Annotated in this window: 21 protein-coding genes; 7 read left to right on the plus strand and 14 right to left on the minus strand. The window is 62.5% G+C overall.

Going from position 1 to position 25,197, the window contains the following annotated elements; translation table 11 throughout:
- Positions 1 to 2: 2 nt before the first annotated feature.
- The 5 genes from ybeY to hrcA form a co-directional block, all read right to left on the minus strand.
- On the minus strand, positions 3 to 491 hold the full coding sequence (gene ybeY, locus BSP239C_RS04130) for an rRNA maturation RNase YbeY (protein ID WP_101570357.1): 489 nt from the start codon (positions 489 to 491) through the stop codon (positions 3 to 5).
- Positions 488 to 1,501: a PhoH family protein gene (locus tag BSP239C_RS04135; protein WP_374701017.1), complete on the minus strand. Its 1,014-nt coding sequence runs from the start codon at positions 1,499 to 1,501 to the stop codon at positions 488 to 490. The genes ybeY and BSP239C_RS04135 overlap by 4 nt, the downstream gene beginning before the upstream one ends.
- Positions 1,502 to 1,568: 67 nt before the next feature.
- Positions 1,569 to 2,357, minus strand: a complete 789-nt coding sequence (locus BSP239C_RS04140; protein ID WP_101570359.1) for a 16S rRNA (uracil(1498)-N(3))-methyltransferase — start codon at positions 2,355 to 2,357, stop codon at positions 1,569 to 1,571.
- Complete coding sequence (dnaJ, locus tag BSP239C_RS04145; protein WP_101570360.1) at positions 2,354 to 3,472, minus strand: molecular chaperone DnaJ; 1,119 nt, start codon at positions 3,470 to 3,472, stop codon at positions 2,354 to 2,356. The genes BSP239C_RS04140 and dnaJ overlap by 4 nt, the downstream gene beginning before the upstream one ends.
- Positions 3,473 to 3,611: 139 nt before the next feature.
- Positions 3,612 to 4,682 (minus strand): heat-inducible transcriptional repressor HrcA, encoded by a 1,071-nt coding sequence (gene hrcA, locus BSP239C_RS04150; RefSeq protein ID WP_101570361.1) that lies wholly within the window; start codon positions 4,680 to 4,682, stop codon positions 3,612 to 3,614.
- Between the two features lie 141 nt (positions 4,683 to 4,823).
- On the opposite strand from hrcA, the gene BSP239C_RS04155 reads away from it, so the two are divergent.
- Both BSP239C_RS04155 and BSP239C_RS04160 read left to right on the plus strand, forming a co-directional pair.
- Positions 4,824 to 5,687 carry a DUF3097 domain-containing protein gene (locus BSP239C_RS04155; protein ID WP_101570362.1) on the plus strand — a complete coding sequence of 288 codons (864 nt, stop codon included), beginning with the start codon at positions 4,824 to 4,826 and terminating at the stop codon, positions 5,685 to 5,687.
- A gap of 107 nt (positions 5,688 to 5,794) precedes the next feature.
- Positions 5,795 to 6,556: a DUF4870 domain-containing protein gene (locus BSP239C_RS04160; protein WP_101570363.1), complete on the plus strand. Its 762-nt coding sequence runs from the start codon at positions 5,795 to 5,797 to the stop codon at positions 6,554 to 6,556.
- A 132-nt stretch (positions 6,557 to 6,688) separates the two neighbouring features.
- Here BSP239C_RS04160 and hemW read toward each other — a convergent pair whose 3' ends face one another.
- Both hemW and lepA read right to left on the minus strand, forming a co-directional pair.
- Positions 6,689 to 7,921, minus strand: a complete 1,233-nt coding sequence (hemW, locus tag BSP239C_RS04165; RefSeq protein WP_101570364.1) for a radical SAM family heme chaperone HemW — start codon at positions 7,919 to 7,921, stop codon at positions 6,689 to 6,691.
- On the minus strand, positions 7,922 to 9,793 hold the full coding sequence (gene lepA, locus BSP239C_RS04170; protein ID WP_101570365.1) for a translation elongation factor 4: 1,872 nt from the start codon (positions 9,791 to 9,793) through the stop codon (positions 7,922 to 7,924).
- 191 nt (positions 9,794 to 9,984) lie between these two features.
- Here lepA and BSP239C_RS04175 point away from each other — a divergent pair, with 191 nt between their 5' ends.
- The 3 genes from BSP239C_RS04175 to rpsT all read left to right on the plus strand — a co-directional run bounded on the left by BSP239C_RS04175 (position 9,985) and on the right by rpsT (position 11,838).
- Positions 9,985 to 10,752 (plus strand): endonuclease/exonuclease/phosphatase family protein, encoded by a 768-nt coding sequence (locus BSP239C_RS04175; protein ID WP_101570473.1) that lies wholly within the window; start codon positions 9,985 to 9,987, stop codon positions 10,750 to 10,752.
- A gap of 11 nt (positions 10,753 to 10,763) precedes the next feature.
- Positions 10,764 to 11,345, plus strand: a complete 582-nt coding sequence (locus BSP239C_RS04180) for a type II toxin-antitoxin system PemK/MazF family toxin (RefSeq protein ID WP_101570366.1) — start codon at positions 10,764 to 10,766, stop codon at positions 11,343 to 11,345.
- Between the two features lie 232 nt (positions 11,346 to 11,577).
- Positions 11,578 to 11,838, plus strand: coding sequence for a 30S ribosomal protein S20 (gene rpsT, locus BSP239C_RS04185; protein ID WP_101570367.1), 261 nt, complete (start codon positions 11,578 to 11,580; stop codon positions 11,836 to 11,838).
- A gap of 129 nt (positions 11,839 to 11,967) precedes the next feature.
- Here the strand turns inward: rpsT and holA are convergent, their stop codons facing one another.
- The 5 genes from holA to BSP239C_RS04210 form a co-directional block, all read right to left on the minus strand.
- Positions 11,968 to 12,951 (minus strand): DNA polymerase III subunit delta, encoded by a 984-nt coding sequence (gene holA / locus BSP239C_RS04190; protein WP_101570368.1) that lies wholly within the window; start codon positions 12,949 to 12,951, stop codon positions 11,968 to 11,970.
- A gap of 51 nt (positions 12,952 to 13,002) precedes the next feature.
- Positions 13,003 to 15,246 (minus strand): ComEC/Rec2 family competence protein, encoded by a 2,244-nt coding sequence (locus BSP239C_RS04195; RefSeq protein ID WP_101570369.1) that lies wholly within the window; start codon positions 15,244 to 15,246, stop codon positions 13,003 to 13,005.
- A 73-nt stretch (positions 15,247 to 15,319) separates the two neighbouring features.
- Positions 15,320 to 16,192, minus strand: a complete 873-nt coding sequence (locus BSP239C_RS04200) for a helix-hairpin-helix domain-containing protein (RefSeq protein WP_101570370.1) — start codon at positions 16,190 to 16,192, stop codon at positions 15,320 to 15,322.
- 146 nt (positions 16,193 to 16,338) lie between these two features.
- Positions 16,339 to 17,214, minus strand: coding sequence for a DegV family protein (locus BSP239C_RS04205; protein WP_257930070.1), 876 nt, complete (start codon positions 17,212 to 17,214; stop codon positions 16,339 to 16,341).
- Entirely contained in the window at positions 17,211 to 18,518 is a 1,308-nt protein-coding gene (locus tag BSP239C_RS04210; protein WP_101570372.1) for a UDP-glucose/GDP-mannose dehydrogenase family protein, read from the minus strand. Before BSP239C_RS04210 ends, BSP239C_RS04205 begins: the two co-directional genes overlap by 4 nt.
- 94 nt (positions 18,519 to 18,612) lie before the next feature.
- On the opposite strand from BSP239C_RS04210, the gene BSP239C_RS04215 reads away from it, so the two are divergent.
- The gene (locus BSP239C_RS04215) at positions 18,613 to 19,308 is read left to right on the plus strand and encodes a hypothetical protein (protein ID WP_257930071.1); all 696 of its coding nucleotides are present in this window, start codon (positions 18,613 to 18,615) and stop codon (positions 19,306 to 19,308) included.
- Between the two features lie 96 nt (positions 19,309 to 19,404).
- Here BSP239C_RS04215 and nadE read toward each other — a convergent pair whose 3' ends face one another.
- Entirely contained in the window at positions 19,405 to 20,232 is an 828-nt protein-coding gene (nadE, locus tag BSP239C_RS04220; RefSeq protein WP_308298055.1) for an ammonia-dependent NAD(+) synthetase, read from the minus strand.
- A gap of 39 nt (positions 20,233 to 20,271) precedes the next feature.
- Positions 20,272 to 23,196, minus strand: coding sequence for a leucine--tRNA ligase (gene leuS / locus BSP239C_RS04225; RefSeq protein WP_101570374.1), 2,925 nt, complete (start codon positions 23,194 to 23,196; stop codon positions 20,272 to 20,274).
- 190 nt (positions 23,197 to 23,386) lie between these two features.
- Between leuS and BSP239C_RS04230 the strand changes: the two genes are divergently transcribed.
- Complete coding sequence (locus BSP239C_RS04230; protein WP_180958915.1) at positions 23,387 to 25,195, plus strand: long-chain fatty acid--CoA ligase; 1,809 nt, start codon at positions 23,387 to 23,389, stop codon at positions 25,193 to 25,195.
- Positions 25,196 to 25,197: the final 2 nt, after the last annotated feature.

Raw genomic sequence — 25,197 nt, forward strand, 5'->3', positions numbered from 1 at the left:
ACTCAGACCTCGGTGGGTGAAGGGATGTCGGTGCGTCCGTCGTAGCGCGCAGCGAAGAAGGTCAGCAGCAGATGCCGCTGCAGCGCGAACATCTCTTCCTTCTCTTCGGGTTCGCTGTGGTCATAGCCGAGAAGGTGCAGGAAGCCGTGGACAGTCAGCAGGAGCACCTCGTCCATCGTCGAATGTCCCGAAGACGAGGCTTGGGCTGCGGCCACCTCGGGGCAGATGATGATGTCGCCCATCTGGCCCTCGGTGGGCGCCCCGGCCTGCCCCTGCGTGAGCTGGTCCATCGGGAAGGACATCACATCGGTGGGACCGTCGAGGTCCATCCAGGTGACGTGGAGTTCCTCCATCGCCTTCGCATCGACCATCGTCACGGCGAGTTCTGCACCGGCGTGCATGTGCAGAGCCTGGCCCAGGTATTCAGTCAGAGCTACAACCTCGTCGAGGTCGATCGCTGCATCTGTTTCGTTGGAGATCTCGGTATTCATTCGCTGCTTCCCCACAGGTCGTAGGCGTCGACGATCTTCGTCACCAGTGAGTGGCGGACGACGTCCTTGCTGCCCAGGTGGCAGAATTCCAGGTCTTCGATTCCGGTCAGGATGTCCTGCACGACGTTGAGACCGCTGCGAGTCTTGCCCGGCAGGTCGATCTGGGAGACGTCCCCGGTCACGACCATCCGAGCGCCGAAGCCCAGGCGGGTGAGGAACATCTTCATCTGCTCACCGGTCGTGTTCTGCGCCTCGTCGAGGATGATGAACGCGTCGTTGAGGGTGCGCCCGCGCATATAGGCCAGCGGTGCGACCTCGATGGTTCCCGTTTCGATGAGCAGCGGGATCGATTCGGGATCGACCATATCGTGCAGGGCGTCGTAGAGGGGCCTCACGTACGGGTCGATCTTCTCGTTGAGAGTTCCCGGCAGGTAGCCCAGGCTCTCTCCGGCCTCAACCGCGGGACGGGTGAGGATGATGCGTGAGACTTCTTTGTGCTGCAGTGCGTTGATGGCCATGGCCATGGCCAGGTAGGTCTTGCCCGTGCCTGCAGGCCCGATGCCGAAGGTGATCGTATGGTTGCGGATCGCCTTAACATAATCGTGCTGGCCCATCGTCTTGGGACGGATGGACTTTCCACGGGTGGAGAGGATGTTCGTTCCCATCACCGCCGAGGCTGCCTTCCCCTCGGAGGAGAACGACGCCACCCGGTCGATCGTCTCTTCGTTGATGCGGTGGCCGGAGGCGTGCAGCTTCTTGAGTTCCCCGATGACGGAGACGAATGCTGCGACGCGATTCGGTTCACCGGTGGCCTGCACCTGGTTGGCCCGCACATGCAGGTCGAGGTCGGGGAAGACTCGCTCGAGCTTGCGCAGGTTCGACTCCCCCGGTCCGAAGAACTCGACCAGATCGATGGAGTCGGGAATCACGAGACGCACTGTGTCCGACGGCGTTTCTTCGCCTGGAGTGAGGTTCACAGAGTTCGTGGGCTGAGTGGAGGTGTCCAGAATGATCCTTAGTGGCTGTTCGTACGTTTAGGAGTACTGCAATTGTGTGCTTCCATCGTAGTCCGCTTAGTCACCAACGGCCCAATGAATTCTGAGCCATGACGAGCCCGGCCGCACCGGCGGAGGACGACCGCAGGACTGTCGGACCGAGAAGTACGGCTTTGGCGCCGACGGCCGCGAGTGCATCAAGCTCTGCGTCGCTGACGCCGCCTTCGGGACCAACGACTAAGACGATGCGTTCGGGATCTGGAGAATTCTCCATTCCAGAGGCAGCAGACCAGATGCCCGCGGAACGAGATTCACTCAGGGCCTGCGAGAGTCTGAGTTCTGCGGCCTCATGCAGGACGTAGACGGTGTCAGTCTCGCTCAGAGTCGCTGCGAGGCCGGTGCCGCGGACCAGGTCGTGGCGCAACGGGAAGCGGGAGCGTCGGGCCTGCAGGGAGGCCGCCCGGATGACGTTGTCCCATTTGGCGGCGAGCTTGTCACGCTTCTTCGTCGGCCAATCGGCGATCGAACGCTCGGCGGCCCAGGGAACCACCTCGTCGACGCCGATCTCTGTGGCGGTTTCGATCGCCTGCAGGTCACGGTCGCCCTTGGCCAGAGCCTGCACGAGAACCAACCGTGGCTGGTCTGCTCTCGTGTGCGTGACCGATGCGACGTGAAGTCCGAGTTCGTTCGCCGAGGCGTTCGAAACGGTTCCGCGCACACGGGTGCCGGATCCGTCGACGACTTCGAGTTCGTCCCCCGGTCCGAGTCGGCGGACTCGGACCGCGTGCCCGGCCACGTCCTCACCGAAAGTGAGCACCTGGCCGGTGACCGCCTCGGCGGACTGGGGCGAGAAGAAGACGGGAAGACTCACCGACCGGCGAACTTCTCACGCATGCGGGAGAACACGCCACGGTTCTGGGTGGTGATCTGGGCGCGTGGGGTCTCTTCCTCACGCAGCGTTGCCAACTGCGCAAGCAGGTCCTTCTGCGCGTCGTCGAGCTTGTCCGGCGTCATCACGTCGACCGTGATGAGCAGGTCGCCTCGGGTCTCCGAGCGCAGTCGGGTGGCGCCGAGGCCGGGCAATTTGACGACGGTGCCCGACTGGATGCCGGCCTCGATGGAAAGATCCTGCGTGCCGTCGAAGGTGTCGAAGGGGATCGAGGCACCGAGTGCGGCTGCCGTCATCGGCACGGAGACGGAGGCGCGCAGGTTGTCACCGTCGCGCTGGAATACTTCGTGGCGGGCCACCATGACCTCGACGAAGAGGTCGCCGGCAGGTCCGCCGCCGGGGCCCACTTCGCCCTGGGATGAGAGCTGGATGCGTGTGCCGTCGGAGACTCCGGCGGGGATTCGGATCTTCATGGTCCGCTGTTTGCGGACGCGTCCGTCACCCTGGCAGTTGAGGCAGGGGCTGGGAATGACGGTGCCGTAGCCGTGGCAGGAGTTGCACGTCTGGTTGGTCACCATCTGGCCCAGCAGGGTCCGGGTCATGCGCTGGACGCTGCCGGCTCCGTGGCACAGGGTGCAGGTCTCAACGGATGTGCCCTGCTGTGTTCCGGCACCTGAACAGGTGTCGCAGACGACTGCCGTGGTGACATCGAGATCGATGTTTCCGCCGAACGCGGCGGTTTCGAGATCGATGTTGACTCCGACGAGTGCGTCCTTGCCACGCTGTGTGCGCGGCATCGGGCCACCGGCCGAGCCGGCTCCCCCACCGAAAAAGGTCTCGAAGATATCGCCGAAGCCGCCGAAGCCGCCACCGCCGGCAGGGAAGCCCTGTCCGTTCTCGCCGCCTCCCATGTCGTAGTTACGGCGCTTCTCCGAATCGGAGAGGACGTCGTAGGCGAGGGAAATGGCTTTGAATTCGTCCTCGTGTCCGGGGTTCACATCGGGGTGATATTTCCGAGCGAGCTTTCGGTACGACGATTTGATTTCAGCCGCCGAAGCGTCTTTGGACACTCCGAGTGTTTCATAGTGATCGGCCACAGAAACTTCTCTCTCCCTGGTGGTGTGCGTTGTTCGCGTTCTCGTGCCTGTTCGCGCGGTGGTGTTGGTGCGCGCTGTGCTGTGTGGTCCTATTGTGCTGTGTGGTCATGGTGTGCTGTGTGCGCTCGTGCCGGTGCATCTAGCCCTGATCGAGGACAGAGGAGACGTATTTCGCTACGGCCCGCACAGCTGTGATCGTCGTGGGGTAGTCCATCCGGGTCGGCCCGAGCACAGCCAATCGAGCGGAGGACCCCGCGTCATGACCATATTCGGCAGCCACGAGAGATGTCGAGCTGAATGACTCGTGAGTATTCTCACGACCGATCCGAACGCTGATCTCCTCTTGGTCCTCGGCCATCGATGTCAGCAGCTTGAGCAGTACAACCTGTTCTTCGAAAGCTTCGAGGATCGGTGCCATCTTCTCACCGAACTCCCTCCCGGAGCGAGCCAGATTCGCTGTGCCCGCCATGATGATGCGTTCTTCGCGTGTGGCCATGATGAGATCGGTGACCGCGGACCGGACCTGTGCCAGCGCTGCGGCGACGTCCGCGCCTGGCTGGCTGGTCGCCACGACAGGCTCTGTCACAGCGGGGTCCATGCCCTGCACCGAAGCACTGGATGTACTCGTGCTCATCACTTGCGATAACTTCTGGCCGGAGAATTCGGTGTTGACCTCATCGCGGATTCCCCGCAGCACCTCGTCATCCACGCTGCCGGGAGTGATCACAATCTTCTGTTCGACCTGACCGGCGTCGGTGATGAGGACGACGAGGATGCGGTTGGGGCCCAGCCCTACGACCTCGATGTGTTTGATCGTGGCGCGGGAGACGCTCGGGTACTGGATCAGTGCCACCTGATGGGTCAGGCCTGAGAGCACACGCACCGTGCGGTCGAGCATGTCATCGAGGTCCCCGTCGCCGTCGATGAGCTGGAAGATCGCACGTCGCTCAGCATGCGTCAGCGGTTTGAAGTCGTCGATGCGGTCGACGAACATTCGGTAGCCGAGATCGGTCGGAATCCGCCCTGCCGAAGTGTGGGGCTGCGCAATGTAGCCCTCTTGCTCTAAATGGGCCATGTCGTTGCGGATCGTGGCCGGAGAGACGCCGAGCGTGTGGCGCTGCACGATGGCCTTCGATCCGACGGGTTCGTTGGTGGCGACGAAGTCTTCGACGATCGCACGCAGAACCTGTGCTCGCCTGCTGTCGTTCATTCGTCTCCTTCCTTCGCTCGGCACCGTTTTTGGCACTCATCTGTCTTGAGTGCCAATTCTACGCCTCTTATATTCCGAATTCACTTTCGGCTCCACCTCAGCGGGTCACCACCCATCCCATCGAGTCCTTGATTAGGGTGGTTGTCCGTGAATACCTTTGATCGCTACGGGCCCGATGTGCTGGCCGGCTCCTCGCCCTCCTCACACCGACCCAAGAAGTCCACCCCCGTCGAACTGGGTCTCGGCATGGTTCTCGAAGACGCAATGAGCGGATATGTCGGTGCCGTCGTCGGCGCCGAGAAGACCACCGCCGGAGTCGTCGTCAATCTCGAGGACCGGGCAGGAAAGGTCCGCGCATTCCCCTTGGGGCCTGGCTTCCTTCTCGAAGGCAAACCCGTCGACCTCAGACTGCCGGCCAAGAAGAAATCGGCTCCCGGTCGCACAGCCTCGGGGTCGCGCGCGGTCGGCAATGCTCGGGCCCGAGTGGCTCGCGGATCTCGCATCTGGGTCGAAGGCAAACACGATGCCGAGCTCGTCGAGAAGATCTGGGGCGACGATCTGCGCATCGAAGGTGTCGTCGTCGAACCGCTGGGCGGCCTGGACGATGTCGCCGACAAGCTCGCGGCGTTCGGTCCCGACAAGGACCACCGCGTCGGGGTCCTGGCCGACCATCTCGTGTCCGGCACCAAAGAATCCAAGATCGCCGAGGCGGTGCGCGCCGATCCGCGCTATCGCGACGTCGTCCACATCATCGGTCATCCTTATGTCGACATCTGGCAGGCCGTCAAGCCTCATGTCGTGGGCATCAGGGAATGGCCAGTCGTGCCTCGGGGCGAGGACTGGAAGACAGGGGTCCTGCGGCGTATCGGTTGGCCTCACGCCGACCACAGGGACGTGGCCCGGGGCTGGGTGCGTATCTTGGGCAAGGTCAGCACCATCGCCGACGTCGAACCCACGCTCTCAGGTCGAGTCGAAGAACTCATCGACTTCGTCACCGTCGGCTGAGGCCCAGGTCGATTGTGATCGATCTGGTACACGATTCGGGCTTTCCCCAGTTCGGCGACATGGGGTTTCCGATAGTGTGAATGACCAGAAGCTCTGAAAGGACCCGCATGTCTTATAACCTGCAGCAGCCGAACAACGGCTCTGACCAGTCGCGTCCCATGCCACCGAATTATTCTCAGGCCTCTGGACCCCACCAGCCCTACAGCCAGCAGAACCAAAGCTACGGTTCGCAGCAGCCAAACCCGGCTCAGCAGAACTATGGTTCCCAGCAGGGCCAGCCCCCACAGCCCGGCTACGGTTTCCAACAGCCTTATGGTCAGAGCCAGCCCGCTCAGCCCGGCTACGGTTCCCAGCAGGCCTACGGCCAGGGTCAGCAGCAGTACACGCAGCAGCCCTATGGGCAGCAGGCCTACGGCAACGGTCCTGCGCAGCCGGTCGGCAATCCGGCCATGTTCGACTCGCGGATGCTGCCGGGGAATGCCTATGGTCCCGGCTCCGAAATGTTCTGGCAGGCCAGCGAGAGCGAAAGAACCACGGTGCTGTGGACTCATATCGGGTCCATCTTCGTCGGTTTCCTGCCTCTCATCATGTTCCTGGTGAAGAAGGACGAATCGCCCTATGTACGCGAACATTCGCGGCAGGGACTCAACGCGATGATCACGAACTGCATCGCCACGTTCGCTGCTGTCATCGTGTTCTTGGTCTTGGGTTTCCTCCTCGCCTTGGTCACCTTCGGCCTGGGCATCTTCATTTATTTCTTGGCGTTCATCGTCCCGATCTTCTACACGGTGCTCTACATCATCGCTGCGGTCGCAGGGAGCAAGGGCGAGGGCTATAAGTTCCCGCTCGTGTTCAACTTCGTGAAGTGATCACGCCAATCAGATGATCTGATCGTGTTATCTGCACGCAGAAGTCGCTGTCATCGCATTTGATGACAGCGGCTTCTCTGCGTTCGACTCAGTTCACAGAGTCGAGCGGTTCAGTAAGTGGGACCCAGCGGTTCAGTTCACGTAATCCGTGAGGATGCGGACCATGTAATCAGCCATCAGCCGGCCCTGCAGCGTGGGTGCAAAGCGGCCTTCGCCTACAGCGTCACCATCGAGCAGTCCCTGTTTGACGAACCCTCTGATTGCCCGCTCACTGCCTGCGCCCAGTGAATCCAGCGGCAGTTCCGAATCGATTCGAGCCGCGAGCATGATCCGCTCGACCTCCTGGGTCGTTGTGTCCAGCACCTCGCGTCCGATGGCGGGCGACTCACCTGCCAGCAGGCGGTCGGACCAGGCACGGGGATGTTTAGCATTCCAGAATCGCACCCCACCGATGTGCGAATGGGCTCCGGGACCGAAGCCCCACCAATCGGCATTGCGCCAGTAGGCCATGTTGTGGTCGCAGCGGGTCTTCGCTGACGTCGACCAGTTGCTGACCTCATACCAGTGCAGACCGGCGGCTTCCATAGCGGCATCGGCGATCTCATACTTATCGGCCAGGTCGTCTTCGTCGGGCATTGCCAGTTCGCCGCGGCGAACCATGGCCCCCATCTTCGTCCCGGGCTCGACGATCAGCGAATAGGCTGAAATATGATCGACGTCGTTGCTCAGAGCCACTTCAAGTGATCTGCGCCAATCGTCGATGGACTCCCCCGGGGTTCCATAGATGAGGTCGAGGCTCAGCTCCAGTCCGGCCTCTTTGATCCACCGGGCCACATCCGGAATCTTCTTTGGGTCGTGTGTGCGATCCAAGGTCGCGAGCACATGGGGTACCGCTGATTGCATGCCCAGGGAGATCCGAGTGAAACCTGCGGCTGCCAAGGTGGCGATATAGGACGGGGCTAAGGTGTCGGGGTTCGCTTCGGTCGTGACCTCGACGTCAGGTGCCAACCGGAAGCGGTCGCGGATGTCGTCCATCACTCCGGCCAGCACCTCGGCGGCCAGCATCGTCGGGGTGCCCCCGCCGAAGAAGATCGTCGTGACCGTACGATCGCCGGCGCCTGCCTCGGCGAGCACACGGGTCGAGAGGTCGAGCTCCCGGGCAAGATTGCTGCGATAGTCGTCGCGGGAGGCACCGGGACCCAGATCTTCGGCGGTATAGGTGTTGAAGTCGCAGTAACCGCAGCGGACCCGGCAGTACGGGACGTGGACGTAGAGGCTCAGCCCACGATCTGTCGCGCCGATCCCGGCCGAGGCCGGCAGCGAACCGTCGAGCGGTGGGGTCTCACCAGTCGGTTGTGCGGGCACTTACTTCTTAGGTTCCTTCTTGGACTCCGGCTCATCGGAGGACAGCGCTGCGATGAAGGCTTCCTGTGGAACTTCGACATTGCCGACGAACTTCATTCGCTTCTTGCCTTCCTTCTGCTTCTCCAGCAGTTTGCGTTTACGGCTGATGTCGCCGCCGTAGCACTTGCTCAGCACGTCCTTGCGGATGGCGCGGATGGTCTCGCGGGCGATGATGCGCGAACCGATGGCCGCCTGGATAGGCACCTCGAACTGCTGGCGGGGAATCAGCTTGCGCAGCTTCCCGGCCATGAGCACACCGTAGGAGTAGGAATTGTCGCGGTGGACGATCGCAGAGAAGGCGTCGACCTGGTCGCCGTGGAGCAGGATGTCGACCTTGACCAGATCTGCCGCATCTTCGCCGTCGTCGGAGTAATCCAGCGTGGCGTAGCCCTTGGTCTTCGACTTCAGCTGATCGAAGAAGTCGAACACGATCTCGGCCAGAGGCAGCCTGTAACGGATCTCTACCCGGTCCGAGGACAGGTAGTCCATGCCCAGCAGGCTGCCGCGACGTGTCTGGCACAGCTCCATCACCGCACCGATGTGCTCACTCGGCGTGAGGATGGTCGCCCGGACCATGGGTTCGCGGACCTCTTTGATCTTGCCCGTCGGATACTCGCTGGGGTTCGTGACCTCCATCTCGGATCCGTCTTCCATCGTGACGTCGTAGATCACGCTGGGTGCGGTGGAGATGAGGTCGAGGTCATATTCGCGTTCTAGGCGGTCGCGCAGAACTTCAAGGTGGAGGAGTCCGAGGAAGCCACAGCGGAAGCCGAAGCCCAGTGCCGTGGAGGTCTCCGGCTCGTAGGCCAGCGAGGCGTCGTTGAGCTTGAGCTTGTCGAGCGCATCGCGCAGCACCGGATAGTCCGATCCATCGATCGGGAAGAGCCCGGAGTACACCATGGGCTTGGGTTCCTTGTAGCCATCGAGTGCCTGTTCGGCCGGCTTCGAGGCCGAGGTGACCGTGTCACCGACCTTGGACAGGCGGACGTCTTTGACACCGGTGATGAGGTATCCGACCTCGCCGACCCCGAGCCCCTTCGTGGCATTCGGCTCCGGTGAGGAGACACCGATCTCGAGGAGTTCGTGGGTGCTGCCGGTCGACATCATCGTCAGCTTCTCACGCGGGCGCAGGGCACCGTCGATAAGGCGAACATACGTCACGACCCCCCGGTACGTGTCGTAGACGGAGTCGAAGATCATGGCTCGCGCTGGAGCATCCGCGTCGCCGACTGGAGCGGGAATGTCGGAGATGATGCGGTCGAGGACCGCGTCGACGCCTTCGCCTGTCTTACCGGAGACCAGCAGGCAGTCTTCGGGTTCGCAGCCGATGAGGTTGGCGAGTTCTTCCGCGTACTTCTCCGGCTGGGCCGCGGGGAGGTCGATCTTGTTGAGCACGGGAATGATCGTGAGATCGTTCTCCATGGCCATGTAGAGGTTAGCCAGCGTCTGGGCTTCGATGCCCTGTGCGGCGTCGACGAGGAGGAGCGCACCTTCACAGGCGGCAAGCGACCGGGAGACCTCATAGCTGAAGTCGACGTGGCCCGGTGTGTCGATCATGTTCAGAGCGAAGGGAGTGTCGTCGTTCTCCCAGGCCATGCGCACGGCTTGGGATTTGATCGTGATTCCGCGTTCGCGTTCGATGTCCATCCGGTCGAGGTACTGAGCACGCATATCGCGCGGCTGCACAGCCCCTGTGACCTGGAGCATCCTATCGGCCAGGGTCGATTTGCCGTGGTCGATGTGAGCGATGATGCAGAAATTGCGGATCAACTCGGGTGATGTAGCGGACGGAGAAATCCGTTCGAGTGCTTGTGGCTTCACCTGAGGTGACATGAACGCCCTTCCTTCGACAGACCAGAACTTCCATTGTTCCATGGGTTGCGCACCAGACTGGAATCCTCAGCACCTGGGAACAGTCCGGGCGTCCGGTCACATGCGGGCAACACGTGTTCGAAGCCACTTCAACTGGCTGAGAATCCCGACGCCGATCCCCACTTTCGGTGCTGATCGGCGAAGATTGGGGCATGAGCGATTTCTCGATCATGAGCTTCAACCTCAGGTATCCGGCGCTGGACGGGCATCCCGTGTCCAAGCGTCTGCCCATCGCCGCCGATCTCATCATTGAGGCTCACCCTCACATCATCGGCACGCAGGAGGGTGAGCTCGATCAGCTCGAGACACTCATCAGCCTGCTCCCCGATGAGTACATCTGGTTGGGTGAGGGGCATTCGGGCGGGAATTCGGGTGAGTTCACCGCCGTCATCTACGACTCGTCGCGCTTCGACGTCGACAAGGTCGACATCAGTTGGCTCTCCAAACAGCCGGAGACGGTCGCCTCCGAATCGTGGGGCGTCTCACACGCCCGAACCCTGAACGTCGTGGACCTTCGAGACCTGGTGACAAGTCGGTCGCTGCGCCTGCTCAACACCCACCTCGACCACAAATCGGAGGAGGCCCGTCTGGAGTCGGGGAAGATCATGGCACTCCACATCGCCGAGGCGAACGGTCCGGCCGTGGTCACCGGCGACTTCAACGTCGCCACCGGCTCCCCCGTCTACGACTATTTCTGCACAGAGCTGGGACTCACCGACACTGGGGCGGTCGTCCCGAGCCAAGACATCGGCACCTTCCACCGTTACAAAGGTCCGAAAGTCGGTGATGGCCGCATCGACTGGATCCTCACAACTTCTGACCTGCGGACCCTGTCGACTCGGATCAATACCTTCTGCACTGATGGTGAATACCCGTCCGACCATTTTCCGATCGAAGCGGTTCTGGACTACGTCGATTAGGATTGGCGCACATGAGTTGGAAATCACTGGTCAATCGCGCCGTCAAGATCGGCGTCAATGAAGGCTTCAAGTTCCTCAGGGACTCCCAAGCGAAGAAGAAGGCAGGCTCGCAGGGGTCCGGACCCCACCCGAGCAACCCCCCGCGAGGTGATGCACGGGCCTCCGGCGCCGCCTCAGCGAAGGACAGTGACTATCCGGGTGACTACCAAGGCTCGGTCAATGTCTCCTATGCACCCGATCTCGACGGCGATGCCGATCCGGGTGAGGTCGTGTGGGGGTGGATCCCCTTCGAAGAAGACTACTCCCAGGGCAAGGACCGCCCCTCCTTGGTCGTCGGCAAGGATGGTCGCTGGGTTCTGGCACTCATGCTCACCAGCAAGGATCACATCCCCGGTGGCGTCGGCGAGGTTCGCGAAGACCGTCACGCTCGGTGGATGAATATCGGCAGCGGCGACTGGGACTCGCAGGGTCGGCCCTCTGAGATTCGTCTCGATCGCGTGATCCGTCTCGATCCGCAGTCCATCCGCCGCGAAGGTGCGATCATGCCCCGCGAGATCTTCGAACAGGTCGCCAAGAACGTCAACGCCGGCTGACCCCGGGCCTGAACCGAGACCGAGATCCTGCGACCAGGCGTAGGGAATTTCTGCCTGACAGGATCAGCCTGTATCGTAGAGAGAGTATCTTCATCAATGGCGTGTGTCTCGTCTAGGTCGGGTGAAGATGCCACCGGATTCGATATCGTCGATGTGTTTCCCCGCGGAGACGAATATGTCGATCAGGTGTGCCCTCACGACCATGTTCCACTAACACGAAAGAGTGTTGAAATTGGCTAATATCAAGTCACAGATCAAGCGGATTGAAACCAACGAAAAGGCTCGCCAGCGCAACAAGGCTGTGCGGTCCGAGGTTCGGTCACACGTCCGCGTCGTCCGCGAGAACATTGCTGCCGGCAAGAAGGACGAAGCACAGCAGGCTTATGCTGTTGCCGCCCAGAAGCTCGACAAGGCTGTTTCGAAGGGTGTTCTGCACAAGAACAACGCTGCGAACCGCAAGTCGAGAATGGCCACGCAGATCAACGCTCTCTGAGTCGATCACTGAGGCTATAGCTTCGAGGGGCCCGATCCGTTTGGATCGGGCCCCTCGTCTATTCACTGCTCAGTGTTTGCGATGTGTTCACCGCTCAGCGTTATGCAGCGTTTGGGATGTGTTCGCCGCTCAGCGTTGGCGAGCCAGCCGGCAGACTTCGGAGACGAACCATTCGACCGCGTAGACCGGGTCACGGCCTCCGCCCTTGACGGCTTCATCGGCTTCGGCCGCCGCAATCAGTGACTGTCCCAGCGCCACTTCGTTCCAACGGCGCACCTCACGCCGGGCACGGTCGACCTGCCACGGAGCCATCTTCAGCTCCGCCGCGAGTTCACCGCTTGATCCCGAGAAGCCCTGGACCTTGGCCATCCCCCGCAATTTCATTGCAACAGCGGCCACCAGTGGCACCGGGTCGGAGCCGGTCGACAGTGCGTGACGCAGGAGGCTCAGTGCATTCTTCGCATCTCCCCCGACGGCAGCGTCGGCGACCTTGAAGCCGGTGGCTTCCACCCGACCGCCGTAGTACCGGTCGACAACCTGAGCGGTGATGGTTCCTTCCGTGTCTTCTACGAGCTGCTCCACACCGGCGTTGAGCTCGGACAGGTCGGCCCCGAGCGCGGACATGAGTGCTGCCATCCCGGATTCGTCGATCTGCCTCTTCGCAGCCTTGAACCGGCCTTGGGCGAATTTGGCCCGGTCACTCTCGTTCTTCAGCGCGGCCGCATCAACTCGGGGGAATCCGTTCGCCTCGATCTTCTTGACCAGCTTCGCACCCCGATTTCCTCCCCCGTGCAGGAGAACGACGACGGCATCGTCATTGGGGTCATCGAGGTAGGCGAGCGCATCTGCCAAGAATGCTTCCGAGCACTTCTCGACGCTGTCGACGACGATGAGCTTCGAAGAAGAGAACAATGAGGGCGAGGCCGCCATGAGCAGCTCTCCGCCTTGGTATCCGGCGGCGTCGAATTCGATCTCCTCCGGGTCGGACTTCCGTGCGGCAGTGACGATCCGATCCTTGGCCATTCGGATGAGCACAGGCTCGTTTCCAGAGATCATCACTACGGGCGCGGGCTTCGCGGAACTCCACGGGATCAGGGTCTTCTTCACTGCCATGGCCCAAGCCTATCGTTAGCCATGGACACGACGCGCCGCAGTCACCGGCAGTCATGGGCAGCCTCGCCCGGTGCTGTACTGTGCGTTCGCATAGATGGCGACGGTGCCGCAGAGGTCGGTGCGCAGAACAGGGACGGGTCCGAAGGCCTGCAGGGCTCGTGGCGTGGGATGGCCGTAGCTGTTGTCTCCCACCGAGACCACTCCGAGGCGAGCGCCTGCGGCCGTGAAGAAGTCCTCTGACAGGTCGGAAGAGCCATGGTGGGGTGCAATGAGCACATCGACGGGTTCGAGGTTCTGAGCGACGATGAACTGTTCGTCCTCGCCGATATCTCCGGGGACCAGGTAACTCAAATCGTTCTGCTCGACCCTCAGGACCAGAGAATCCTCATTGCGCACCTCGGTGCCCCCGCTCCCTTGTGCTTCCTCGGCCCCTGCCGCCTCCTCTGCACCCCCTGACTCCTCCGTGTTCGTCGTAGGCGGCCAGAGCACCTCGATCTGTGCCCCACCGGCGTCGATCGTGCGTCCACGTGCTGTGGCAACCACCTCGGCGCCGGTGTCTTCAACGATGTTGCGGGCTTCGGCTCCCCCACTGACGTTGGCAGACACCCACAGCTGCTGCAGGGTCCGCGACCATGTGGTTCCGGCATACCCAGCACTGTGATCGGCATCGAAGTGGGAGATGAACAGATCGAACTCCTCAATCCCACCCTCGTCAAGGCACACGTCGACCGGCTTCGGGTCCTTCCCCGTGTCGACGACGAGCCCACGGCCTTCGCCGAGGTTGATCAGCGTTGCCGAGCCCTGCCCCACATCGCAGACCATCACCAACCAGTCATCTGCCGGTGGTTTCGTCCGGCCGACCACGATGATCAGCGCTGTCAGGCAGATGCAGACGACGACCACTGGAACTCCCCACAGTCTGCGGCGCACTATCAGCCATGTGCCTGCGGCCAACACGACGAGGAGCCCGGTTGCGGCCAGCGTCCCCCACGGCGGTTGCGGCCAGTCCAATGCCGCCCCGGGCAGTCCGGCACAGGCCCTGGCCACGGCAACGATCCACCATGCGCACAGAGAGCCGAACCAGGCAGGCAGTTGAGCAGCCCACAGCAGTCCCGGGACGCCGACGAGTCCGAGACCCCCGCACACCAGCGATAGGAACCCGAGGATGGTGGCCGGCAGCACTGCGGGTGCGGCCAGGGCGTTGGCCGCCACCGACCACATCCCGATCCGAGGATCGATCGCCACTAGCACCGGGGTACATGCCAACTGAGCAACCAGGGGCACGAGGAGGGCGCTGATGACGATGGCGGGGACCAGCGACAGTCGCAGGCTCAGATACCGCAGAAGGATCGGAACGATGAACATGATGGCGGCGGTCGAGACGACGGAGAGCACAAACCCCACCGAGGTGGCCAGCACGGGGACCAGGCTGAGCAGAAGGCACACGGTCGTGCTCATCACCGCCACCGGTGAGATCCCTCCCCCACGTAGGAACACGAGGGCCACCGCGATAGCCATCCCAGCGGCCCGGATGGCACTGGGTTCGAATCCGACTACGAACACATACCCGATGCAGGTGAGCACCCCGACTGCGACGCGTGTTCTGGGCCCGGCCCGACACAGTCCGGCAAACAGTCCGGCGCCGAGGCTGACGATCGTGACGTTGCTGCCTGAGACGGCCGAAATGTGAGTCAGGGACACCACACGCATGTCGTCTTCCATCCGTGCATTCTGCGGCCCGGTGTCTCCGACCACGAGTCCTGGCAAGAGTGCTCCGCCGCTGTGGCCCGAGGCCAGTGAGTCTTCGCGCAGCTGCATGCGCAGGTCCGTTCGCCACTGCCACAGCCTGTTCGGTGTACGAAGGACGTTCGCATCAACGTTGGAGATGCGAATGTCATCGAGGGCTTCGGTGCGCATGGACACACGAGCACCATCGGGTGGCGCCGAGGGACTGAGCACCTCGGTGATACCGGTCGAGGTCAGCACCGTCAGCCGAGACCAGCCCGATTCCCCCGGCTGGCTGTGCCCGACCACGATGCCCTCCGCCGAGGTGGCATCATCCGTTCCTCGAGCGGCGCCGAGCATGGTGGTCTGGATCGTGAACAGGCAGGTGAAGACGATGAGGAGCACACCGAGGTGATGGTGCCTGCGCAGACACAGGAAGCCGAGGCCGACGAGAGCTGGTGCAGCCAGCAGCGCCCAGGGTCCGAGGTCCAGCAGTGCAGTGGTCCATAGTGCCAGCGCGCAGATGAGCAGGCGTACCGATCCGGGCCAGATCTGGGCAGTGGTCCTCACACAGGTGACAACCGTCTTCCACCGGTCTCTGACCCGCTCAGATTTCGCCCCACCAGTCCTCGCTCGCTGAGCCCTACCCGACGGTGACAAGGTCTTTGAGACTCTCGAAGGTCTTGGGTCCGATACCTTGGACGAACAGCAGATCCTCGACGCTGGTGAAGGGGTGCTCCTCACGGTGGGCAATGATCGCCTCTGCGGTCACAGGACCGACTCCGGGCAGTGTCTCCAGGCTCGTGAGGTCAGCGGTGTTGAGGTCGACTTTTGCCCCCGGATTCGGATCTGCGGAGCCGCTGCCGGGATCACCTGCTGCGTTGTCCTCCGCACCACCGGAACCTGCGCCCCTGGAGCTCGCAGCCCCTCCTGGGTCTCCGCCTGGACTGGCACTTGAGCTCCCGCCTGCGTTCGAAGCAGAGCCGGCGTCATCAGCACGACTCGTCTCTGGCTCTTCTCCGCGGGCGGGGATGTGGATCTGCTCGCCGTCTTTAAGGACCCGGGCAAGGTTGATCGCCTCCGCGTCGGCTTGTTCCTTCAGTCCCCCGGCCTCTTCCACCGCGTCCTGGACTCGAGTTCCTGCACTCAGGGTCACGACGGAGGGTCTGTGCACTGCTCCGGTGACATGGACGACGACGGTTCCGTCGTCGGCGCTCTGGGTCGCAGTCGCGCCTGCACTGCCACCGGCGTCTGTGCCGCCGCCCTCTGCTGATCCCACCTGTTCTTCAGAGGCGGCATGGTGTGGGGCGGGTCGGAAGATGAGGAAGGCGATGACGAGCACAGCAATTGTCGCCACCAACAATGCCACCAGGATGGGCAGGCGCACTCGACGCTGCTCTACCGGCTCTTCTTCGCCTTCGGTGTCGCTTCCGAACACATCTCCTGGGACCCACCCGCCGCGTTCGGCGCTGGAATTGATGAGGCCTGCGAAGCGATCATCGGGAGAGACGGCCATGTCGACAAGCTTTGGGTACAGGCCTCGCTCGCACCAGCGCCGAACTGCCGCTTGTGGAAACCGCCTCTGGGTCCACAGGTCAAATACGCATGACTGGGCCACTCGTCCACAGTCTGGTGAGCATGAGTGGACCGGTGGTGAGAAGCTCAGGGTCTGGTTTGGACCGTGATTCCGATGGTGCCGGATCCGACGTGGGCGGTGATGATGGTCGACAAGGTTCGAAATGTCGTCGGTAGGCCGGCCGCTTCGATCTTCTCGCGCAGCGTGACCACATCTGGGTGGGAGGGTTCACCGTCCGCGTGCTGGATCTCCACGTACACGTCCTGCTCATCGGAGGCGATCTCGGCTGCGGTTTCACCGGCTAAGGCAACCATGCGATCGAGTGCCTTCGTGCGGGTGCGGACCCTGGCGACAGGGGCCACGACACCGGCGTTGAGCCCGAGCACCGGAACGATCTGCAGGGCCCGGCCCAGCAGCGAGGACGCGGCACCGATGCGACCGCCTCGGCGCAGGTGTTCCAAGGTCTCTGGAGCGAATGCGGTTCGGGTCTCGCCGGCGCACCAGTCGGCGACGGTTCCGGCGATCGACGCCACATCGTGTCCCTGTGCGATTCCGGCGGCAGCGATCGCAAGTGCGCCGGCCAGTCCCGCCGAGGTGGTCCTGGAGTCCACAACGTTGATCAGCGAATCCTCGTGCGCAGCGGCGGCGACGGCCGAGTCACGTGTCCCGGAGAGCTCCCCCGACATGGTCACAGCGATGATCGCCTCAGCCCCATGGTCGAGCAGGGTTGAGTAGGCCTTGGTGAACTGAGCGGGAGTCGCCATGGAGGTCGACACCTCGGCGCCTTCGTCCATCTTCTGGCACAGGTGCCCCGGTTCAAGCTCGCCGTCTGCGAAGGCGACCCCTCCGACGAGCACCGTCAAGGGAACGACGGCGAAGAGGTCACCGGTGATCTCGCGCAGCATGGATTCCTCGTCGTCCGACAGCTGTGCCGTCGAGTCGGTGACCAGGCCGATCTTCATGGTCGGCCCAGCGCCCGATACGTCCAGCCGGCCGCGCGCCACACCTGCGGTGTCAGCACATTCCTGCCATCGATGAGGAGCTTGTCTGCCACCAGCGACGCTGTGGCCACCGGATCAAGATCCCGGTACTCCTGCCACTCCGTCAGCAGCAGCACAGCATCGGCGCCGGCCAGAGCCTGCGAGGTATCAGCCACATAGTTGAGTTCGGGGAAGGTCTTGGCCGCATTGTCGATCGCCTGCGGATCCGTCACCGTCACCACACCGCCCTGGGTCGCGATCAGACGCGCCACAGCCAGAGCAGGCGAATCCCGGACATCGTCGCTGTTGGGTTTGAACGCGGCGCCGAGGACCGTGACCTTCTTCCCGATGAATGACCCGTCCAAGGTATCCCGGGCAATGTCGACCATGCGCACACGGCGTCGCATGTTGATCGAGTCGATCTCCCGCAGGAACGCCACCGCCTGATCGGCACCCAGTTCACCGGCACGGGCCATGAAGGCACGGATGTCCTTGGGCAGGCAACCGCCGCCGAAGCCGAGCCCGGCGTTGAGGAACTTCCGTCCGATGCGATCATCCATCCCGATCGCATCCGCCAGCTGGGTGACGTCGGCCCCCGATGCCTCGCACAGCTCCGCCATCGCATTGATAAATGAGATCTTCGTGGCCAAGAATGAGTTCGCCGCGGTCTTGACCAGCTCGGCGGTCGCGAAGTCTGTGATCATGCGCGGCGTCTCTTCGGCCAGCATGGTCGCATACACCTCGTCGAGGCCAGCAGTGGCCTGTTCACCGGCCTGCCCATCTGCGACACCGTAGACCAGGCGGTTGGGGTGCAGCGTGTCCTCCACAGCATGACCTTCCCGCAGGAACTCGGGATTCCACATCAGGGTTGCTCCCGCGGGAGCCAGCAGAGCGGCCAAACGTTCTGCAGTACCGACAGGAACGGTGGACTTACCCACAACCACCGACGTCGAAGTCAGATACGGAATCAGCGAATTCGCTGCCGCATCGACGTAGGTGACATCGGCTGCGAACTCTCCCGGCTTCTGTGGGGTTCCGACACACACGAAATGGATCCGCGAGTCCGCGACACGCGAGACGTCTGTGGTGAATTCGAGACTGCCGAGGTTCTGACCCTTCACCAGCAATTCACTCAGCCCCGGCTCGAAGAAGGGCGGCCGACCAGAGGTCAGCGCCGCCACCTTGTCAGCGTCGACATCGACGCCGACTACCTCGTGTCCCAGTGATGCCATAGCCGCCGCGTGAACAGCGCCCAGGTATCCGCACCCGATGACTGAAATCTTCAATCCGTGTTCTCCCTGCTTCGTCCCGGCATTTCAGCCACACTATATGCCACTAGGTTCCACGATATCTGCAGGTTGAAACAGTACCCTTGGAATTGTGAAGCGTTTCTTGGATTTCCTGACCAACTCACCGGCGGCGGTGACATTCGCGGTGCTCAGCGTGCTGGGCATCGTCCTCTTCGCTGTGCCCGGACTCCACCCCTTCGCCTGGATCATCGGCCTGATTCTGTGCCTCGGAGTCATCATCGCCTTGCTCATGTTCCATGGCGAGTGGCGGCGGGCACAGATACAGATCGATTCTCTGCGCCAGCTGTTGAGCACCGAACGTGGGCGTCTCGATACCCTGGGTCTGACTCCTGTCGACGAAGACGTCACTGCGCTGCCCGACGAAGAGCGTGCGCGGCGGATCCTGGGCCTGCTCCCGGATTCTGCGGGCCTGGTGCAGTCGCTGCGTCTGGATGCGACTTACGGGACGCTCGAGGTTGACGAACTCGAGCCGCTGCACACGTTCCGGAAGGAATTCGCGAAGTCCAGCTTCGACAACCCGCGTTCCCACACAGCGTTCATGGATCTCTACCGTGCCGCCGAAGCTCTGTCGATCTGGGTGAATGAGGAGACTCGCCAGCTTGCCGACGATAAGTCGAAGCGAGAGATCCGTCCCGGAGATTCCCGCAAAGGCGGCTGGAGAGAGTACACGGAGGCTCGCAGCCGCGGCGAGAGCCTGGGCGACAAGTTCGTCTCCGCCCGGTGGGAATTCAACCAAACAGCCCTGGAGCTCGGACTCGTCGCCTAAGGCGAATTGAACTGAGAACCACGATGGCGACGGACTCGTATCGAGTCCGTCGCCATCAGTGTCAGCAGCGTTACCGAGTCAGTGCCGGCTACCGGGTCAGTGGCGAATCCACCACGAATCGGTCGGTGTCACCGGTGTGCGACGTTTGTGTTCGGAGGCACGGTATTTCTCAACGAGTGCCGAAGCAGCAGCCTTATCGATGTCCTTGCCCTCGAGGAAGTCATCGATCTGGTCATAGCTGAGACCCAAAGACGACTCGTCGGTCTGGCCCGGTGCATCATCGAGCAGGTCCGCTGTGGGAACTTTGCGAACCAGGTGCTCGGGAGCGCCGAGGTGGTCAAGCAGCGCTCGTCCTTGTCGCTTATTCAGTCCTGCCAGCGGCACAACATCGGCGGCACCGTCACCGAATTTGGTGAAGAAGCCGGTCACGGCCTCTGCCGCATGATCGGTGCCCGCGACGAGGAGACGCTTCTCCCCTGCCAGCTCGAACTGCGCGATCATGCGCATCCGTGCCTTGACGTTGCCCTTGCCGAAGTCGGTGATGGCGTCTCCGGTCGCGCTGGCATATTCGGCCGCCGCAGCGTCGGTGGCCGAACCGATGTTGATGACGACCTCATGGTCGGCTCGGATGAACTCCAGCGCACTCTGAGCGTCATCCTCATCGGTCTGCACATGATGAGGCAAGCGGATCGCCCAGAATTCGGCGTTCGCTCCCCTCCTGCGCAGCTCCTCGACCGCTAACTGGCACAGTCGTCCGGCCAAGGTGGAGTCCTGCCCACCACTGATGCCCAAGGTCAGACCCTTGACTCCGGTAGTCAGGATGTATTCGGCCAGGAATTCGACACGACGAGCGACTTCCGTTGCCGGATCTATTGTCGGCCTCACACCCAGGGTGTGCCGGATTTCGTCCCGTGTGGCTTCCATTGACATATGTATTCAACCCTTCCGGGCAGACGCCGTGTCTCAGGCGTCGGGGACGATATTGACCAGTTTGGGCGCGCGCACGATGACCTTGCGCACCCCGGCCCCGTCGAGTGCCTTGAGCGCATTCGGCGATTCCAGTGCCAGCTCCTCCAGGTCCTCGGCCGAGATCTCGGGGTCGACCTCGAGTCGTGCACGCACCTTGCCCTTGACCTGGACGACACAGGTGACCTGGTCGGCGACCAGATGCTGCGGGTCGGCGGCCGGGAACGTCGCATAGGTCAGAGTTGAGGTGTGGCCCAGTTTGGCCCACAGCTCCTCGGCCAGGTGCGGCGCGAAGGGCGAGAGCATGATGGTCAGCGGCTCCAACACATCTGCCGTGACTCCGCCCTGCTTCGTGGCGTGGTTCGTGAGCACGATCAGCTTCGAGATCGCGGTGTTGAAACGCAGATGGTCCATGTCGTCACGGACGCCGTCGATGACCTGGTGGAGCACCTTGAGCGTCTCAGGTTCGGCCATGCCGTCCCTGATCGCCGACTCGCCGGTGGTCTCGTCCACGAACAGACGCCACACACGCTGCAGGAACCGCTGCGCACCGACGACGGCACGCGTCTCCCAGGGACGAGCCTGTTCGATCGGTCCCATCGACATCTCATAGACACGGAACGTGTCAGCACCGTACTCGTCATACATCTCATCGGGCGAGACCGAGTTCCTCAGTGATTTGCCGATCTTGCCGTATTCACGGTTGACCTGTGCACCCTCGTACCAGAAGGTCGACTCACCGTTGCCATCTGTCTTCTCCTCCACCTCGGCGGCGGGGACATAGACGCCGCGTGAGTCGGTGTAGGCGTAGGCCTGGATGTAGCCCTGATTGACCAGACGGTGGAACGGTTCCGACGATGAGACATGGCCGAGGTCGAACAGGATCTTGTGCCAGAAGCGAGCGTAGAGCAAGTGCAGAACCGAGTGCTCGGCACCGCCCACGTAGAGGTCGGCACCGCCGCGCGGCTTGGATTCGCGTGGGCCCATCCAGTACTTCTCGTTGTCCGGGTCCACGAGACGTTCGCTGTTGTGCGGGTCGGCGTAGCGCAGCTGGTACCAGGACGATCCGGCCCAGTTGGGCATCGTGTTCGTCTCGCGGTAATACTTCTGCGGACCATCACCCAGGTCGAGTTCGACCTCGACCCAGTCGCGGTTGCGCCCCAAAGCAGGCTCCGGATTGCTGTCTGCATCATCGGCGGCAAACGTCCGCGGAGCGAAGTCGTCGACCTCGGGCAGCCCTACCGGCAACATGGAGTCGGGCAGGGCAATCGGCGTTCCGGCCTCGTTGTAGACGATTGGGAACGGTTCGCCCCAATAGCGCTGGCGGGAGAACAGCCAGTCGCGCAGTCGGTACTGAGTCGACTCGGTGGCCAGCCCCTTCTGGGCCAGCCATTCGGTGATCGTCGCCTTCGCCGCGTCGACTTCGAGACCGTTGATGTCGATCTCGTCGTTGGCGGAGTTGGTCATCACCCCGGTCCCTGTGTAGGGCTTGTCCTCATCGTGATCGGCCGGGGGCGTAACGGTGCGCACATACGGCAGTCCGAATGATTTCGCGAAGTCCCAGTCGCGGGTATCTTCGGCCGGAACGGCCATGATCGCGCCGGTTCCGTAACCCATCAGCACATAGTCGGCAACGAAGACAGGAATCTGCTTCCCGGTCGCGGGATTGATCGCATAGGACCCGGTGAAGATTCCGGTCTTGTCTTTGCTCTGCTGACGATCCGCATCGGTCTTCGCCGCTGCTTCGCGCTGGTAGGCGGCGATCGCCTCGACGGGGGTGGGCTGACCGCCGCGCCACGACTCGGGAGTCTGCTCGCCCCACTCAGCGGCTGTGAGTGCGGCAACCTGCGGATGCTCTGGGCTGAGCACGAGGTAGGTGGCACCGAAGAGGGTGTCGGGACGAGTCGTGTAGACCTCGAGCTGCGCATCCGAGGCGGCCACGGGCAGGCGCAGCAGGGCACCCTTCGAGCGGCCGATCCAATTGACCTGCATGCTGCGCACTGCCGAGGGCCAGTCAAGGCCGTCCAGATCGTCGATGAGGCGATCGGCATAGGCGGTGATGCGCATGTTCCACTGCCGCAGGCGGCGGGTGTAGACAGGGAAGTTGCCCCGCTCGGAGAGGCCTTCGGCCGTGACTTCCTCGTTGGCGAGCACGGTGCCCAGCCCCGGACACCAATTGACCGGGGACTCAGAGACATAGGCCAAGCGGTAGTCCTGCAGGATGGCCTCCTGCTCGGACGGACTCAGCTCCGACCAGGGACGGGAGTCAGGGGTCTGTTTGGCTCCCTGCTCGAACTTCTCGATCAGCGTGGTGATCGGCCGAGCGGCGCCGACAGAGTCTTCGCCTTCGGTGCTCGCCTCCGGGTCATACCAGGAGTTGAAGATCTGCAGGAAGATCCACTGGGTCCACCGCACGAACTCATCGTCGGTGGTCGCGAAGCTGCGGCGAGCGTCATGGGCCAGACCCAGCCGACGCAGCTGTCGTGTCATGTTCTTGATGTTCGCATCCGTCGTGATGCGTGGGTGCTGGCCCGTCTGGACTGCGTATAGGTCGGCGGGCAGACCGAAGGCGTCATAGGACAGTGCGTGCATGACATTGTGCCCGCGCATCCGCTGATAGCGGCCGTAGACGTCCGTGCCCAAGTAGCCCAGAGGGTGACCGACGTGCAGCCCCGCCCCTGACGGGTAGGGGAACATGTCCATGATGTAGAGGGACTCACGCTCGCCGAGGGCCTCTGGCGGACCATATGCAGAGTCCGAATCCTGTTGACCGAGACCTCCAACAGCCTGGCTCAGATCACCGGTTGGGTTCGGGGCGTGGAATGTTCCCGCCTGTTCCCATGTGTGCTGCCATGACTTCTCGATTTTCTCGGCCAGCACCGCATCGTAGCGGAAACCGGTCTCCTCAGGATTCGTCGTCATTACCTTCCTTCACTGGCTGGGCGTGAGCGGGTTTTGACCATCGTACTCTGAACATTCCCTGCTTCGACTTGGCTAGACTGCGAGACAGAGGTGTGACGAGGGTTTGAGCTTCCAAACGTGAGCGATTTCACCTCACAACGCCGGACCAGTAAGATAACCGGGCAGTAACTTATGCCACGAAGGAGAGCTCATGAGCCAGGCGACAATGCCTCAATCCACAACCCCGGTTGTCGACTTCAAGGTCGACACGGCATCATCTACGACCGATATCTTCCTTGCGAAGGTCGCCGAGGACCCGAATCTGCCGCTGGTGGCCAAACCAGTTGAGAACAGCTGGGACGAAGTCACCGCCGGTGAATTCCTCACCCAGGTCCGAACAGCGGCCAAGGGGCTCATCGCATCCGGAGTCGAGGTCGGAGACCGGATCGCAATCTTCGGACCCACCTCCTTCGAATGGACTCTCAGTGATTACGCCGTGTGGTTCGCGGGCGGAATCTCCGTACCCTTCTACGACACATCCTCAGAAGATCAGCTCGCCTGGATGATCAAGGACGCGGCCGTCGAACGTGGCCTCGTCAGCACTCGTGAGCACGCCGACCGGGTCGAAGCCGCCGCGGCCGCCGCTGGAGTCGCCACACCACAGCTGTGGGTCTGGGACCAGGGCGCGTTCTCCGAACTCGAAACCACCGGGCGACAGATCAGCGACGACGCCCTCGAAGCCGCACGCTCGCAGGTCACCAGCGAAACAGCCGCCACCCTCATCTACACCTCCGGCACCACAGGCAAACCCAAGGGCTGTGTTCTTACGCATGGGAACTTCGTCCAGACCGTCCAGGCTGCTCAGGAGCAGATCCCGGAGGTCTTCACCGGAGGCATGCGCGCGCTGCTGTTCCTGCCACAGGCACATGTCTTTGCTCGCTTCATCGAGGTCCTTTCGATCAGCTCCGGCGCTGTGCTGGCCCACCAGTCCGACCTGACGAAGCTCACAGACGCTCTCGGCAGCTTCCGTCCATCGTTCATCCTCGGAGTCCCCCGCGTCTTCGAGAAGGTCTTCAACTCTGCACTGGCGCAGGCCCAATCCGGCGGCAAGGAGAAGATCTTCCGCCGCGCTGAGCAGGTCGCTGTCGCCTATTCCAGGGCCATGGATGCAGAGAAGATCCCAACCTCACTCAAACTCCAGCATGCACTCTTCGACAAGCTCGTGTACTCGAAGCTGCGTACGGTCATGGGCAACAACGTCCGTGCCGCGGTCTCCGGTGGCGGCCCGCTCGGCGCTCACCTCGGCCACTTCTTCCGGGGAATCGGCCTCGTCGTCCTCGAAGGTTACGGCCTGACGGAGACAACCGCCCCGATCACCGTGAATGTGCCGGAGAAGGCCAAAATCGGCACCGTCGGCGTTCCACTGCCCGGTGTCAGCGTAGCCATCGCCCCCGATGGCGAGATCCTGGCCAAGGGCGTCCCTGTCTTCCGCGAATACTGGAACAACCCGAAGGCCACCGACAAGGAGTTCCACGGCGAATGGTTCGCCACCGGTGATCTCGGCTCTCTCGATGAGGACGGCTACTTGACGATCAATGGTCGCAAGAAGGAGCTCATCGTGACTTCGAGCGGCAAGAACATCGCCCCTGCACCACTCGAAGATGCCCTGCGTCGCCACCCGCTCATCGGCCAGCCCGTCGTCGTCGGTGACAACCGGAAGTTCATCTCCGCGCTCATCTTCCTCGATTCGGAAATGTTGCCGACATGGCTGAAGAACCATGACCTGCCGCAGATGGACCTGCGCCAGGCATCGGCAGACGAAACCGTGCGGGCCACCATCGAAAAGGCCGTCGAGAACGTCAACAGAACCGTGTCACGGGCGGAGGGCATCAAGAAGTTCACCATCCTGCCCGTTGAGCTCACCGAAGACAACGGCTACCTATCGGCCAAGCAATCGGTCAAGCGTCACCTCGTCAGCAAGGACTTCGCAGCCGACATCGACGGGCTCTACACCGACTGATC

It is taken from the genome of Brevibacterium sp. 239c (assembly GCF_900169365.1).
Taxonomy (GTDB): Bacteria; Actinomycetota; Actinomycetes; order Actinomycetales; family Brevibacteriaceae; genus Brevibacterium.

Coding starts and splice junctions, on each gene's coding strand:
- ybeY (WP_101570357.1), bottom strand. CDS start 491: ATGAATACCGAGATCTCCAACGAAACAGATGCAGCGATCGACCTCGAC.
- hrcA (WP_101570361.1), bottom strand. CDS start 4,682: ATGAACGACAGCAGGCGAGCACAGGTTCTGCGTGCGATCGTCGAAGAC.
- BSP239C_RS04160 (WP_101570363.1), top strand. CDS start 5,795: ATGTCTTATAACCTGCAGCAGCCGAACAACGGCTCTGACCAGTCGCGT.
- lepA (WP_101570365.1), bottom strand. CDS start 9,793: ATGTCACCTCAGGTGAAGCCACAAGCACTCGAACGGATTTCTCCGTCC.
- BSP239C_RS04175 (WP_101570473.1), top strand. CDS start 9,985: ATGAGCGATTTCTCGATCATGAGCTTCAACCTCAGGTATCCGGCGCTG.
- BSP239C_RS04180 (WP_101570366.1), top strand. CDS start 10,764: ATGAGTTGGAAATCACTGGTCAATCGCGCCGTCAAGATCGGCGTCAAT.
- holA (WP_101570368.1), bottom strand. CDS start 12,951: ATGGCAGTGAAGAAGACCCTGATCCCGTGGAGTTCCGCGAAGCCCGCG.
- BSP239C_RS04200 (WP_101570370.1), bottom strand. CDS start 16,192: ATGGCCGTCTCTCCCGATGATCGCTTCGCAGGCCTCATCAATTCCAGC.
- BSP239C_RS04205 (WP_257930070.1), bottom strand. CDS start 17,214: ATGAAGATCGGCCTGGTCACCGACTCGACGGCACAGCTGTCGGACGAC.
- nadE (WP_308298055.1), bottom strand. CDS start 20,232: ATGGAAGCCACACGGGACGAAATCCGGCACACCCTGGGTGTGAGGCCG.
- leuS (WP_101570374.1), bottom strand. CDS start 23,196: ATGACGACGAATCCTGAGGAGACCGGTTTCCGCTACGATGCGGTGCTG.
- BSP239C_RS04230 (WP_180958915.1), top strand. CDS start 23,387: ATGAGCCAGGCGACAATGCCTCAATCCACAACCCCGGTTGTCGACTTC.